At 70.4% G+C, this 13,443-nt stretch carries 12 protein-coding genes; 5 read left to right on the forward strand and 7 right to left on the reverse strand.

Annotation, left to right across the window (positions count from 1 at the left end):
• Positions 1–334 precede the first annotated feature (334 nt).
• Complete coding sequence (gene mgrA, locus ACZ4VI_RS08085; RefSeq protein ID WP_467997712.1) at positions 335–1,372, reverse strand: L-glyceraldehyde 3-phosphate reductase; 1,038 nt, start codon at positions 1,370–1,372, stop codon at positions 335–337.
• A gap of 110 nt (positions 1,373–1,482) precedes the next feature.
• On the opposite strand from mgrA, the gene ACZ4VI_RS08090 reads away from it, so the two are divergent.
• The 4 genes from ACZ4VI_RS08090 to ACZ4VI_RS08105 all read left to right on the forward strand — a co-directional run bounded on the left by ACZ4VI_RS08090 (position 1,483) and on the right by ACZ4VI_RS08105 (position 6,679).
• Positions 1,483–2,244, forward strand: coding sequence for an isoprenyl transferase (locus tag ACZ4VI_RS08090; RefSeq protein ID WP_467997714.1), 762 nt, complete (start codon positions 1,483–1,485; stop codon positions 2,242–2,244).
• Between the two features lie 351 nt (positions 2,245–2,595).
• Positions 2,596–3,918 (forward strand): PhoH family protein, encoded by a 1,323-nt coding sequence (locus ACZ4VI_RS08095; RefSeq protein ID WP_467997716.1) that lies wholly within the window; start codon positions 2,596–2,598, stop codon positions 3,916–3,918.
• A 395-nt stretch (positions 3,919–4,313) separates the two neighbouring features.
• Positions 4,314–5,003 (forward strand): aggregation-promoting factor C-terminal-like domain-containing protein, encoded by a 690-nt coding sequence (locus ACZ4VI_RS08100; RefSeq protein WP_467997718.1) that lies wholly within the window; start codon positions 4,314–4,316, stop codon positions 5,001–5,003.
• A 113-nt stretch (positions 5,004–5,116) separates the two neighbouring features.
• On the forward strand, positions 5,117–6,679 hold the full coding sequence (locus tag ACZ4VI_RS08105; RefSeq protein WP_467997720.1) for an AI-2E family transporter: 1,563 nt from the start codon (positions 5,117–5,119) through the stop codon (positions 6,677–6,679).
• On the opposite strand, the gene ACZ4VI_RS08110 is transcribed toward ACZ4VI_RS08105, so the two are convergent.
• From ACZ4VI_RS08110 to ACZ4VI_RS08120, 3 genes are all read right to left on the reverse strand, one after another.
• Positions 6,680–7,297 carry a Uma2 family endonuclease gene (locus ACZ4VI_RS08110; protein ID WP_467997722.1) on the reverse strand — a complete coding sequence of 206 codons (618 nt, stop codon included), beginning with the start codon at positions 7,295–7,297 and terminating at the stop codon, positions 6,680–6,682. It lies immediately after the preceding gene.
• A gap of 141 nt (positions 7,298–7,438) precedes the next feature.
• Complete coding sequence (locus ACZ4VI_RS08115) at positions 7,439–7,972, reverse strand: alkyl hydroperoxide reductase (RefSeq protein WP_147980985.1); 534 nt, start codon at positions 7,970–7,972, stop codon at positions 7,439–7,441.
• Positions 7,973–7,978: 6 nt separating this feature from the next.
• Positions 7,979–8,533, reverse strand: a complete 555-nt coding sequence (locus ACZ4VI_RS08120) for a peroxiredoxin (RefSeq protein WP_467997724.1) — start codon at positions 8,531–8,533, stop codon at positions 7,979–7,981.
• Between the two features lie 132 nt (positions 8,534–8,665).
• Here ACZ4VI_RS08120 and ACZ4VI_RS08125 point away from each other — a divergent pair, with 132 nt between their 5' ends.
• Positions 8,666–9,622, forward strand: a complete 957-nt coding sequence (locus ACZ4VI_RS08125) for a hydrogen peroxide-inducible genes activator (protein WP_467997726.1) — start codon at positions 8,666–8,668, stop codon at positions 9,620–9,622.
• A gap of 24 nt (positions 9,623–9,646) precedes the next feature.
• Here ACZ4VI_RS08125 and ACZ4VI_RS08130 read toward each other — a convergent pair whose 3' ends face one another.
• Genes ACZ4VI_RS08130 through ACZ4VI_RS08140 form a run of 3 tightly spaced genes read right to left on the reverse strand, consistent with a single transcriptional unit; the run spans position 9,647 to position 13,214 of the window.
• Positions 9,647–12,013, reverse strand: a complete 2,367-nt coding sequence (locus tag ACZ4VI_RS08130; protein WP_467997728.1) for an FtsX-like permease family protein — start codon at positions 12,011–12,013, stop codon at positions 9,647–9,649.
• On the reverse strand, positions 12,010–12,693 hold the full coding sequence (locus ACZ4VI_RS08135) for an ABC transporter ATP-binding protein (RefSeq protein WP_467997730.1): 684 nt from the start codon (positions 12,691–12,693) through the stop codon (positions 12,010–12,012). Before ACZ4VI_RS08135 ends, ACZ4VI_RS08130 begins: the two co-directional genes overlap by 4 nt.
• A complete protein-coding gene (locus tag ACZ4VI_RS08140; protein WP_467997731.1) occupies positions 12,690–13,214 on the reverse strand; it encodes a PadR family transcriptional regulator in 525 nt (174 codons plus the stop codon). The genes ACZ4VI_RS08135 and ACZ4VI_RS08140 overlap by 4 nt, the downstream gene beginning before the upstream one ends.
• Between the last annotated feature and the right edge of the window lie 229 nt (positions 13,215–13,443).

The raw sequence follows: 13,443 nt of genomic DNA on the forward strand, positions 1-13,443 counted from the left end.
ACGACCGCCCGACCTGCGTCGGCGAAGGCGATCCGTCAACCGGGGGCCCTTCGCCGGGGGTCCCTCTTGGGAGGGACGGAACCCGCCGCCACGCCGGGGCGCAAACCCGCCAGGCGCCCCCACGGGCCTTGTGCCGACTGGGCTCCGGGGAATCCTGGTGAGACCGGCGGCGCCGCATGGCACGCAGCACCGCTTATGAAGGGTTATGGTGGAAACCCCCCCTCGGGCCGGTCCGTATCCCCCCCACGGACCGGCCCGTTTTTCTTTGCCGGCCCGGCCCGTTTTTCTTTGCTCCTCCGGACGCCGGCCCCGTCCGGCTTCGCCGCTCCGGACCTCAGCCCCGTCCGGCCCAGATGTTCGTGCCCTCGGTGTCCACGGCGAAGGAGTCGATCTCCTTCAGCTCCTCCTCCGTGAGCGGCGGCCCGGCCAGCGCCGCCACGTTCTCCTCCAGCTGCCCGACGCTGGACGCGCCGATCAGCGCGGAGGTCATCCGCTCGTCGCGCAGCACCCACGACAGCGCCAGCTGCGCCAGCGACTGCCCGCGCCGCTCGGCGATGTCGGCCAGGCCGCGCAGTCGCCGCAGCACCTCGTCGGAGAGCAGGTTCGGGTCGAGGGACTTGCCCTGCGTGGCCCGCGACCCCTCCGGGATGCCCTTCAGGTACTTGTTCGTGAGCAGCCCCTGGGCCAGTGGCACGAAGGAGATGCAGCCCATGCCGGCCGCCTCCAGCGTGTCGAGGAGGGCGTCCTCCTCGGTCCAGCGGTTGATCATCGAGTACGAGGGCTGGTGGATCAGGGCCGGGACGCCCATCTCGCGCAGGATCCGCGCGGCCTCCGCCGTCTGCTCGCTGTTGTACGACGAGACGCCGACGTACAGCGCCTTGCCCTGCTGGACGGCGGAGGCGAGCGCCCCCATCGTCTCCTCCAGCGGGGTGTGCGGGTCGAAGCGGTGCGAGTAGAAGATGTCGACGTAGTCGAGGCCCATTCGCTTCAGGGAGGCGTCGAGCGAGGACATCAGGTACTTGCGGGAGCCCCACTCGCCGTACGGGCCGGGGTGCATCTCGTAGCCGGCCTTCGTCGAGACGATCAGCTCGTCCCGGTACGGCGCGAAGTCCTGGGCGAAGATCTTGCCGAAGTTCAGCTCGGCGGAGCCGGGCGGCGGCCCGTAGTTGTTCGCCAGGTCGAAGTGGGTGACGCCGAGGTCGAAGGCGCGGCGCAGGATCGCGCGCTGGGTGTCGAGCGCCTTGTCGTCGCCGAAGTTGTGCCAGAGGCCGAGCGAGACGGCGGGGAGCTTGAGTCCGCTGCGGCCCGTGCGGCGGTACTCCATGTGCTCGTAGCGGTCCGCCGAGGCGGTGTAGATCGGGGAATGAGTCACGCCACACTGCTTATCACGTACTTGTGACAGTCCCGGGCTGGGAGCCTGTGACCCGTCCGCAGTAATGTGGCGGCTTCGGGGACCGCCGCTGCATGGAGGGGTTAAGAACAGTGAACCTGCGCGACCTGGTGTACGGGCTCTACGCACGCCGGGTGGAAGGCCGCCTCGACCACGCCCAGGTGCCCAAGCACATCGGCGTCATCATGGACGGCAACAGGCGCTGGGCGAAGGCGGCGGGCAGCACCGCCGCCCAGGGGCACAGGGCCGGGGCCGACAAGATCGAGGAATTCCTCGGCTGGTGTTCCGAGACCGATGTCGAGGTCGTCACCCTCTGGCTGCTGTCGACGGACAACTTCGACCGTCCGGAGGACGAGCTGGTCCCGCTGCTCGGGATCATCGAGAACGTCGTCCGTACCCTCGCCGCCGACGGCCGCTGGCGCGTGCACCACGTCGGTACGCAGGACATCCTGCCCGCGCGGATGCAGTCCGTCGTCAAGGAGGCGGAGGAGTCCACGCGGCACGTCGACGGGATACTCGTCAACGTCGCCATCGGCTACGGCGGCCGCCAGGAGATCGCGGACGCCGTCCGTTCGATGCTCTCGGACCACGCCGAGAAGGGCACGTCCATGGCGGAGCTCGCCGAGATCGTCGACATCGACATGATCGGCAAGCACCTCTACACGAGCGACCAGCCCGACCCCGACCTGGTGATCCGTACCAGCGGAGAGCAGCGCCTGTCCGGATTCATGCTCTGGCAGACGGCCCACTCCGAGTACTACTTCTGCGAGGTCTTCTGGCCGGCCTTCCGCAAGGTCGACTTCCTGCGCGCCCTGCGGGACTACGCGGCGCGGCACCGGCGTTACGGCGGCTGAGCACACGCCCCCCGGCCCCCCGACACCCCCCCGGGACACCCCACCCGGCACCCCCCGGCGCCCGCCCGCACCCGACCCTCCTCCTGCCTCCTGGTGTTCACGAACACGTCGTCATATGCCATGGCATGGCCGAGGGCGTTCGAGGGCATATCCCTTCCAGAGTGAGCGGCACGGAGACCGCCACCCGGGAGGCCCGTTGCACCAGGACGACCGTGCAGGACATGTACGGACGAAGCGGAGGGCCGGAGCTCGGCCCGCGCATCGTGGCCAGAGCCCGGTCCCATCCCGCAGCGACACCGCTTCCGTCGCGCCCCGACCTCTCAGGGGTCGTCAAAGGGGGTCTGTCCTTCCGTGGTGACCAGCACTAAGCGCCGCTTGTCCGACAGGCGCACCTATGTCCTCGACACCAGCGTCCTGCTGGCCGACCCCAACGCCGTGTCACGGTTCGACGAGCACGAGGTCGTGCTCCCGATCGTCGTGGTCACCGAGTTGGAGGCCAAGCGGCACCACCCCGAGCTCGGCTACTTCGCCCGGGCGGCCCTGCGCCTCCTGGACGACTTCCGGGTCCGGTACGGGCGCCTGGACGCCCCGCTCCCCATCGGGGACCTGGGCGGCACCCTGCGTGTCGAGCTGAACCATTCCGACCCCGGTGTCCTCCCGGCCGGCTACCGGCTCGGGGACAACGACTCCCGGATCCTCGCGGTCGCGCGCAACCTCCAGGCCGAGGGGTACGACGTCACGGTCGTCTCCAAGGATCTGCCCCTGCGCATCAAGGCGTCCTCGGTCGGTCTCCTCGCCGAGGAGTACCGCGCCGAACTGGCCATCACGGACTCCGGTTGGACCGGAATGTCCGAACTGGCCCTCGCCGCCGACCAGGTGGACATCCTCTACGACGAGGAGACGCTGTACGTCCCGGAGGCCGCCGGGCTTCCGGTGCACACGGGTCTGGTCCTGCAGTCCGAGCGGGGCAAGGCGCTCGGCCGGATCACGTCGGAGGGCAACGTCCGGCTGGTGCGCGGCGACCGGGAGGCGTTCGGAATCCGGGGCCGCAGCGCGGAGCAGCGGATCGCGCTCGATCTGCTCCTCGACCCGGACGTCGGCATCATCTCGATGGGCGGCCGGGCCGGTACGGGCAAGTCCGCGCTGGCCCTCTGCGCGGGCCTGGAGGCGGTCCTGGAGCGCCGGCAGCACCAGAAGGTGATGGTGTTCCGTCCGCTGTACGCGGTCGGCGGCCAGGAGCTCGGCTATCTGCCGGGCAGCGAGGCCGAGAAGATGAGCCCCTGGGCGCAGGCGGTCTTCGACACGCTCTCGGCCGTGGCGGGCCGTGAGGTCATCGAGGAGGTCCTCGGCCGCGGGATGCTGGAGGTCCTGCCGCTCACCCACATCCGGGGCCGCTCCCTCCACGACGCGTTCGTCATCGTGGACGAGGCACAGTCCCTGGAGCGGAACGTTCTGCTGACCGTTCTGTCCCGGATCGGGGCGAACTCCCGTGTGGTGCTGACCCATGACGTCGCCCAGCGCGACAACCTCCGGGTCGGCCGGTACGACGGAGTGGTCGCCGTCGTCGAGAAGCTGAAGGGGCATCCCCTCTTCGCGCACGTCACGCTGACCCGCTCGGAGCGCTCGCAGATCGCCGCCCTGGTGACCGAAATGCTGGAGGATGGTCAGATCTGAGCTGATTGATCAGATTCGCACGGTCCCGTACCGTCCCGTACCCGTACGGGAGTTGGCGCCGCCCGGCAGAGCGCAGGAGCTTAGCCGGGCGGCGTCGTGCTGTCGCGGAAATCCGCCAAAACTTCTGCGACGTACGAGGTGTGAGCTTTCACACGCAACTCGGAATTGCCTTGCGGCGTCGCCGTCCGGCAGAGTCTTGCTTCCGTCAGGCCCCGCATACGGCACACGTGCACCCCCAGGGGTGCGGCACCACACAACTCAACAGTCGTTCGCCGTATGCCGCCCACAGCACCACGGGCCCGTGTCTTCTGTGACCCAGTACGTCGGAGACCAGCGCCAGGGGCACGATTTCGCCCGCTTGGTCACCTGCGTGGGCGATGCTGGAAGGAAACCGTGTGAGCCGGATCTCGGTCCGGGGATTCGCGGTGGCTTCGGCCACTGCGGTCACCACCGTCGGCGCCGTCGTGGGTGTTGCCTCGGGCAACACCCAGCCCTCGGACGACAACTTCGAGGCCACCGCGGCCGACACCACGCTGCTCGCGGACATCCCCGCGGGCGAGCAGGCCCAGGTACAGGTCTCCTCGCTCTCGGAGCAGGCCGACGTCCAGGCCGCCGCGGCCGACTCGGCTGCGAAGAAGTCCGCGGAAGAGGCTGCCCGCATCCAGGCGGCCAAGGACGCCGAGGCCAAGAAGGAAGCGGCCGACAAGGCGGAGCAGGAGCGCAAGGAGGCCGCCGAGCGCGCCGAGCGTTCCTCGGTCCGTGACGCGTCGAGCTTCTCGGCTCAGGGGTCGTACTCCATCGCCGAGGTCAAGGCGATCGCACGTCAGATGATCCCGGCCTCGCAGTTCCAGTGCTTCAGCAACATAGTGGACCACGAGTCCGGCTGGAACTACCGCGCGACCAACCCGTCCTCGGGCGCCTACGGTCTCGTCCAGGCCCTCCCCGGTTCGAAGATGTCGTCGGCCGGCGCCGACTGGCAGACGAACCCGGCCACCCAGATCAAGTGGGGCCTGAACTACATGAACAGCCGCTACGACAGCCCGTGCGGCGCGTGGAACTTCTGGCAGGCCAACCGCTGGTACTAGACCGGCGTCTCAACCTCGCGGAGCCCCTCACCGTCCTACGGTGGGGGGCTTCATGCGTGTAGGTTCGGGCCCACGTGCTCCCCGGGGGAGTGAGCGGGGGAAGAGGGAAGAAGATGTCGAGACTGCCAGGATGGCTGAGCCGGCTGGGCGGGAGCCTGAGCCGCCTTGCCGAAGAGCTGGACGAGCGCCGCGCCCGGGCGGAGCGTGCGGACGCGCTGGACGCGCCGCACCTGTCGGCCGAGCGGGGGCCGTTCCCCGCCGGTGCCCCCGGCACCCGGCCGGCCGCCGCGGGCGACGAGGGCGCGGGCGGCCCCATCGGCGGCCCCGTCGACGGGGCGCCCCGACCGGCCGGGCCCGTCGCCGGAGGCCCGGATCCCGAGGGGATGCCCCCGTCCGACCCGTCCGACCCGTCCGACCCGTCCGACCCGTCCGACCCGTCCGAGCGGTGGCCCGGGCGGCGGGCGCCGAAGCCGGACGCGGTGGCCGTCTCCGTACCCGCGCCGCCCGACTACGCCCCCGCGGTCGCCGCCCGGCCCGACCCCGTCGCGGCGATCCCGTGGGGCATGCGGGTTGCCGCCGAGGCCGGCTGGCGGCTGCTCGTGCTCGCGGGCACGGTGTGGGTGCTGATGAAGGTGATCAGCTCGGTGCAGCTGGTCGTCCTCGCCTTCGTCGCCGCCCTCCTCATCACCGCGCTGCTTCAGCCCACGGTCACCCGGCTGCGCCGGATGGGCCTGCCGCGCGGGGTCGCCACCGCCCTCACCGCCGTCTCCGGCTTCGTGATCATGGGGCTTGTCGGCTGGTTCGTGGTCTGGCAGGTCATGGACAACATCGACAACCTCTCGGACCGCGTCCGTGACGGTATCGAGGAGCTCAAGCGCTGGCTGCTCGACAGCCCGTTCCATGTGACCGAGAAGCAGATCAACGACATCGCCAAGAACCTGAGCGACACGATCGGCGCGAACACCGAGCAGATCACCTCGGCCGGACTCCAGGGCGTGACCGTCGTCATCGAGGCGATCACCGGGATACTGCTCGCGATGTTCTCGACCCTCTTCCTCCTCTACGACGGGAAGAAGGTCTGGCAGTGGACGCTGAAGCTGGTGCCCGCGCAGGCCCGGCCCGGTGTCGCGGGCGCGGGGCCGAGGGCCTGGCGGACGCTGACCGCGTATGTGCGGGGCACGGTGCTTGTGGCCCTGATCGACGCGGTGTTCATCGGCCTCGGCCTGTACTTCCTGGACGTGCCGATGGCCGTGCCGCTGGCCGTCTTCATCTTCCTCTTCGCGTTCATCCCGCTCGTCGGCGCGGTCATCTCGGGCGCGCTCGCGGTCGTGGTCGCGCTGGTCACCAACGGGGTGTTCACGGCCCTGATGGTGCTGGTCGTGGTCCTGGCCGTGCAGCAGATCGAGGGCCATGTGCTGCAGCCGTTCATCCTGGGCCGCGCGGTCCGGGTCCACCCGCTCGCCGTCGTCCTCGCGGTCGCGGCCGGCGGCCTGACGGCGGGCATCGGCGGCGCGGTGGTCGCGGTACCGCTGGTCGCGGTCACCAACACGGTGGTCGGCTACCTCCGCGCGTACAGCCAGGAACAGGCCCTGCTCAGCACCCCGGAGCCACGCGGCGCGACGGCATGGGCGGTCGCGCCTACGCCTGCGCCGGGGGCGTCTCGGGAGGAGGGGTGATCAGCCGAGCTTGACCCCTCCGGCCTCCAGGAGCGTGGTGACGTCGAGGGCGACCTTCGCGCCGATCGACTCGGGGAGCGTGAGCTGCTGGCCGGGGGCGTACATGGCATGGGTGGCGTATTCATCGCCGGACGGATCGGCGAGCACGCGGATTCGGGCGTTCTTGCGGTCGAGGATGACGTAGACGGGGATCTTCGCCGCGGCGTAGGCGCGGACCTTGGTACGGAGGTCGTGGCTGTGGTTGGAGCTCGTGACTTCGAGCACAAGGCGGAAGCAGGCAGGGTCGTAGCAGTTGAATTCGATGACGTGCTCGTCGAAGTCCGCGTCAACCAGGGACAGATCCGGGATGGCATAGTCCTCGGGCCCGGTCGGAAGCCAGAGTCCTACAGCTTGGAGTACCGAAGTCTCGCCCCCATGCAGGCCCGCCTCGAAGAAGAGGAACATGAGCTCGGTCAATGCCCGAGCGTGCGGGCCGTCCGGTGATGGGGCCACGGTGATGACGCCTCCGATGATCTCGACGCGGCAGCCCGGATTCTGCTCCATCAGACGGTCGGCCAGGCTCAGCAGGCCCTTCGGCTGTTCGTCGCCGTAGGGGTACTCGACTGCTTCAGCAGACATCGCGGGCCTCCCAGGGGCTGGTGTCGAGACCATCATCGTAGGGCGGGCCCTCGCGCCGTGTCCCGTAGGCGAGCATCCGCCCGAACGAGTGAAAGGGCCCGGGGTATATGCCCCGGGCCCTTTCGCGTCACGTCACACGCCTCACTCGGCGAGCAGCGCCTCCGCGTCCAGCGTCACGCCGACCGCCTGGATCACCGAGGCGATCTTGACCGCCTCCTGGATCGTCTCGCGGTCGACGCCCGCCTTGCGCAGGACCTGCTCGTGCGAGTCCAGGCACTGGCCGCAGCCGTTGATCGCCGAGACGGCCAGCGACCACAGCTCGAAGTCGACCTTCTCGACACCGGGGTTGCCGATGACGTTCATCCGCAGACCGGCGCGCATCGTCCCGTACTCCGGGTCCGACAGCAGGTGCCGGGTCCGGTAGAAGACGTTGTTCATCGCCATGATCGCGGCGGCGGACTTGGCCGCCGTGTACGCCTCGGGCTTGAGGTTGGCCTTCGCCTCCGGCTCCAGCTCCGCCAGGACCTTCGGCGAGCGCGAGGCGATCGCGCAGGCCAGGACCGTGCCCCAGAGCTGCTGCTGCGGGAGCTCGCTGTTGCCGATGACCGAACCGAGGTTCAGCTTCAGGTCCTTGGCGAAGTCCGGTATGGCGGACTTGAGTTCGTCGAGAGCCATGTCAGATCACTCGCCCGACAGGAGCTTGCCGGCGTCGAGGGTGTCCTCGCCCTTGTTCCAGTTGCACGGGCACAGCTCGTCGGTCTGCAGGGCGTCCAGGACCCGCAGGACCTCCTTGGGGTTACGGCCCACGGAGCCGGCGGTCACCATCGTGAACTGGATCTCGTTGTTCGGGTCCACGACGAAGACGGCGCGCTGGGCGAAGCCGTCCTCGCCCTCGACGCCACAGTCGCGCATGAGCTCGTGCTTGGAGTCGGCGAGCATCGGGAAGGGCAGGTCACGCAGGTCGGCGTGGTCCTTGCGCCAGGCGTGGTGCACGAACTCGGAGTCGCCGGAGACGCCGAGGATCTGGGCGTCGCGGTCCGCGAACTCGTCGTTCAGCTTGCCGAAAGCGGCGATCTCGGTCGGGCAGACGAAGGTGAAGTCCTTGGGCCAGAAGAACACCACACGCCACTTGCCCTCGTAGGACTTGTGGTCGATCTGCTCGAACTCCTTGCCGCTCTCCAGCGACACGCAGGCGGTCAGGTCGTAGGTGGGGAACTGGTCGCCGACAGTGAGCACGCGCTCTCCTTGCAGGTTGGAAGGTCCCTTTTGGGGCCTTCCGTGAGGGGTTGGACGTCTCACATCCTGACACGGGGTGCATTGATCAGTGAAATAGCTAAACTGCGTCGGGTTGATCGAAGGTGGTTATCAGTGGCCCAGACCCGACGGGTGAAGCAGCCCAGTCTTTCCCAGCTCAGAGCGTTCGCGGCGGTCGCGGAGCATCTGCACTTCCGGGACGCGGCGGCGGCCATCGGCATGAGCCAGCCAGCTCTTTCGGGCGCGGTGTCGGCTCTCGAAGAGGCACTCGGTGTCCAGCTCCTCGAGCGTACGACGCGCAAGGTGCTGCTCTCGCCCGCCGGCGAGCGGCTCGCGGTGCGTGCCCGGGCCGTCCTGGACGCCGTGGCGGAGCTGTTGGAGGAGGCCGAGGCGGCCCAGGCCCCGTTCACCGGGGTGCTGCGGCTCGGCGTGATCCCGACCGTCGCCCCGTATCTGCTGCCCACCGTCCTGAGCCTGGTCCACGAGCGCTATCCCGAACTCGACCTCCAGGTCCACGAGGAGCAGACCTCCTCGCTCCTGGAGGGGCTCGCGGCCGGGCGGCTCGACCTGCTGCTGCTCGCCGTGCCCCTCGGGGTGCCCGGAGTCACCGAACTCCCGCTCTTCGACGAGGACTTCGTGCTCGTCACCCCGCAGGGCCACCCGCTGGCCGGACGCGGCGACATTCCGCGCGAGGCCTTGAAGGAGCTCGACCTGCTGCTCCTCGACGAGGGCCACTGCCTGCGTGACCAGGCCCTCGACATCTGCCGGGAGGCCGGGCGCACGGAGGGGGCGCCGGTCACCACGACCGCGGCGGGCCTGTCCACGCTGGTCCAACTGGTGGCGGGCGGCCTCGGGGTGACCCTGCTGCCGCGCACGGCCGTCAAGGTCGAGACGGCCCGCAACACGGCCCTGTTCACCGGCTACTTCAGCGATCCGGCGCCCGCCCGCCAGGTCGCCCTCGCCATGCGCGCGGGCGCGGCCCGCCAGGCGGAGTTCGAGGAGCTGGCCGAGGCGTTGCGCGGTGCGATGAAGCGCCTTCCGGTACGGGTGGTGGGCGCCGGCGCCGTATGACCGGCGCCCACCACCGTAGGCCCGCTACTCCGTCCTGAGGCCGTCCGACCGCATCAGGCGCCACAGCGGCGGCAGGCTCAGCAGGGTCACGGCCAGGACGATCGCGGCGCCGACGCCGGTCACCGGCAGGAAGACCCACCAGTCCTCGACCTGCTTGCCGATCAGCCTCAGGAGCGCGACACCGATCCCCAGCCCGCCCGCCACGGCCAGCGCCAGGCCGAGGCCGATGGGGACCGCCGTCTGCCACAGGACCGACAGGCCGAGGGTGGTCCGCCGCGTCCCGAAGGCGACCAGCGAGGACAGCAGCCGCTTCCGGTCGCGGAGTTGCTCCAGAGTCGTGACCAGGAGCGAGGCCGCTACCAGCGTCATCGTCGCGGTCGCGCCGGCCAGGATGCCGGTGCGGACGCTGCTGTACTGCGCGTCCCGCTCGGTGTCCTGGAGGGTGCGGACCCAGGCCAGCGGGTCGATCGACGCCGCCGTGTTCCGTACGTGCTCGGCGGCGTCCGGCACCGCCGGGTCGATCTGGACCAGCGCCGATGCCATCGGGCCGTCCAGGCGCGTGATGTCGATCGCCGACGGGGTGGCGAGGACCCCGAAGCGGTACGCGCCCATCGGGTCGGGGCGCGAGTCGACCGTGCGGGCCGCCGCCGGGATCCGCCAGGTCGGCACCGGCTTGCCCTCGTTCCGCTCGACGTCCCGCAGCGCGACCAGGGCGCCCGGCCTGGCCGTCTCCGCGACCCAGGCGTCGTCCGGGCCGCCCTGGGCGCCGTGTGTCAGAGCGATGAAGACATCGCCGTCCTCGCAGGAGGGCAGGACGGCCACCTCCCTCAGTGAGGGGCAGTCGCCGACGCCGATCGAAGTGATCGGGGCGAAGTCCTTGTCCTTCGGCGGCGGGCCGGGCCGCCACACGTTCGCCTCGATCGTGCCGATCACCCCGGTGACGCCCTCGGTCCTCGAGAACCTCGCGATCATCTCGCGGGCCTCGCCGCCGTCCGTGGCGTCGATCCGGGTCTCCAACTGGGCCCGCGCGGTGTCCATGTTCGTGGGCCGCATGAAGTCGCTCTGCATCGCGTGGAACAGCATCTGGAGCGCGATCGCCCCGGCCGCCGCGACGACGATGCCGCTGACCGCCCTGCCCGCCGTACCGCTGCTCAACTGCAGCCGACGCGTCGCCAGTTGCCAGGCCACCGGCCCGCCGCGCAGCCGCTTGACGCAGGCTTCCACCAGCCAGGGCAGCAGCGTGGTGAGTCCGATGAGGGCAAGGGTGGCGCCCGCGGCGACGGCGGAGGTGTTGATCGCCGTGTCGCCCAGGCCGACGTCGCCGGCCATCGGCAGGAGCAGCGCGACCCCGGCCGCGACGAGCAGCAGCCGCCACCAGAGCCTGCGGGGACGGGGCGTGGAGGTCCGTACGACACCGAGCGGTTCGATCGCGACCCCGCGCAGCGCGAAGAGGGTCACCACGACCGCCGAGACCGGCACCACGAGGAGGACGAGCGCGGCGAGCGGCGCCAGCGGCACCACGTCGGAGGGAAAGGCGTTGACGTCCCACACCTGCACGAGGCCGACGAGCTGCCGGCCGAGGGCGAAGAAGACGGCGCCGAGCCCGAGTCCGAGCAGCGCGCTCGCGAGGGACTCGCCGGCCGCGATCCGCCGCACCATGGCCGTGTCCGCGCCCACGAGCCGCAGTGCGGCGAGCCGCCGGTCGCGCTGCTCGCCGCCGAAGCGGACGGCGGTCGCGATGAAGACGAGGACCGGCAGGAGCAGCACGACGCAGGCGATGACGACGAGCAGGAGCAGGAAGGCGTTCAGCGGCTCTTCCGGCACGGACCAGCCGTACGCGCGGCCGCGGCCCCCGTTCGTGTCGGTGGTGAGGGTGGCGCTCCCGGCGACGTACCGCAGCTCGGCCGGGCCGATGAGCCCTGCCTCGCCGATCGTGCCGGTGATCCGGTACGGCAGCCTGGCCCGGAGCAGCTCGCCCGAGGGGGAGCCGAGCAGTTCCCCGAGCGCGGGGGAGACCCACATCTCGCCCGGCCCGGGGATCTTCGGCAGCCCCGGCGGGGCGGGTGCGTCCGGACCCTCTGGGCGCAGGACGAGCCCGGTGACGGACGCGCCGTGGTAGACGGTGGACGGGGTGGCGTAGCGGAACGAGTCCGCGGTGGGGCGGGTGAGTTCCCGGCTCCCGTCGACGCTCCGCTGCGACTCGCGCACCTCGCGGCTGAACGACATGTGCGGCACGGCGGAGGCGAGAAGCAGCAGGGACACCCCGAGGCCGATGCCGACGGCCGTCAGGGTCGTACGGATCCAGCCGCTGCGGCCGCCGGTGACCGCGAACCGTGCGCCGAGCGCGAGATCACGGGACCAGGTACGGAGCCTCATCCCGAGGGCGCTCATACCGCCCACTCCGAGTCGCGCACCGAGCCGTCGCGGACGACGACCTCGCGGTCGGAGTAGGCGGCTACCCGGGCCTCGTGGGTGACCAGGACGACGGCGGCGCCGGTGTCCCGGGCCGCGTCGGTCAGCAGCCGCATCACGCGTTCGCCGTTGAGCGAGTCGAGCGCGCCGGTCGGTTCGTCGGCGAACACCACGCGCGGGGCGGTGACCAGCGCGCGGGCGACCGCCACTCTCTGGCCCTGGCCGCCGGATATCTCACCCGGCCGATTGGATCCAATATCCTCGACCTCCAGGCGCGTCAACCAGTCGCGCGCCCTCGCCTCGGCGCTTCTGCGCCGCTCGCCGTTCAAACGCAGCGGAAGGGCGACGTTCTCGACGCAGGTCAGTTCCGGCACCAACTGCCCGAACTGGAAGACGAAACCGAAGTCGGTCCGGCGCAGCGCGCTGAGGGCGCCGTCCGAGAGCCCGGTCAGCTCCCGTCCGTCGTACGTGAGGGTCCCGGCGTCCGGCCGGACGATCCCGGCGAGGCAGTGCAGGAGCGTGGACTTGCCCGAGCCCGAGGGGCCCATGACGGCGACGACCTCGCCGGCCCGGATGGCGAACTCCACGCCCGCGAGCGCGAGGGTCTGTCCGTACGCCTTGGTCAGGCCGCTCGCCCGCAGCAGGGGAGCGGCGGTCATCGGCGGATCTCCTCGGCGAGCCGGTCCAGCCGGGCGGCGGTCAGCTCCAGCCAGCGCAGATCGGCCTCGAGGTGGAACAGCGCGTGGTCGCAGATCAGCTGGTCGGCGAGATCGCCGTCCTTCTTGCGCCGGGTCAGCTCCCGCATCAGCCGCAGATGCTCGGCCCGCTGCACGTCGAGCAGTTCCGCCGCCCCGCGTCCGGTGAGGAGCGCCAGGACGACCTTGGTGTAGAGCGTGGACTGGAGGTACGGCTCCGGCTTCTCGGGCCGGGCGAGCCACTGCTCGACATCGGTGACGCCGGCCTCGGTGATGGCGTACCGCTTCCGCTCGGGGCCGCCGCCGGCCTCGATGCCGTCCACCTCCACCAGGCCGTTCCTGAGCAGCCGGGACATGGTCGAGTAGACCTGCCCGTAGTGCAGCGGCCGGTCGTGACCGAACTTCTCGTCGAAGGCGCGCTTGAGGTCGTAGCCATGGCGCGGACCGGACTCCAGGAGCCCGAGAAGGGTGTGCCCGATTGACATACCGCTCACTGTACACCGGGTGTATACGCACCATGTATAGCGTCCCGATCGGGTGGATGTGACCGGTACCGCACAACCATCCGGGCCCCCTGAGCGTCGGTTCCACCGGGACAGGTGCTGATTCTCACGTCCGGAAAAGACCGGATCGATAGCCCTTTGTCAGCATCGGCGGTGTTAGCTTGCTGAGCTGATTCGGAGCGGACACCCGACCCCACCGAGCCGAGAGACA

This window comes from Streptomyces sp. NPDC029169, assembly GCF_055563935.1.

Bases quoted from the DNA above. Each gene is read 5' to 3' on its own strand.
- ACZ4VI_RS08105 (WP_467997720.1), top strand. From the start codon at position 5,117: ATGTCGAGACTGCCAGGATGGCTGAGCCGGCTGGGCGGGAGCCTGAGC.
- ACZ4VI_RS08110 (WP_467997722.1), bottom strand. From the start codon at position 7,297: ATGTCTGCTGAAGCAGTCGAGTACCCCTACGGCGACGAACAGCCGAAG.
- ACZ4VI_RS08115 (WP_147980985.1), bottom strand. From the start codon at position 7,972: ATGGCTCTCGACGAACTCAAGTCCGCCATACCGGACTTCGCCAAGGAC.
- ACZ4VI_RS08130 (WP_467997728.1), bottom strand. From the start codon at position 12,013: ATGAGCGCCCTCGGGATGAGGCTCCGTACCTGGTCCCGTGATCTCGCG.
- ACZ4VI_RS08135 (WP_467997730.1), bottom strand. From the start codon at position 12,693: ATGACCGCCGCTCCCCTGCTGCGGGCGAGCGGCCTGACCAAGGCGTAC.
- ACZ4VI_RS08140 (WP_467997731.1), bottom strand. From the start codon at position 13,214: ATGTCAATCGGGCACACCCTTCTCGGGCTCCTGGAGTCCGGTCCGCGC.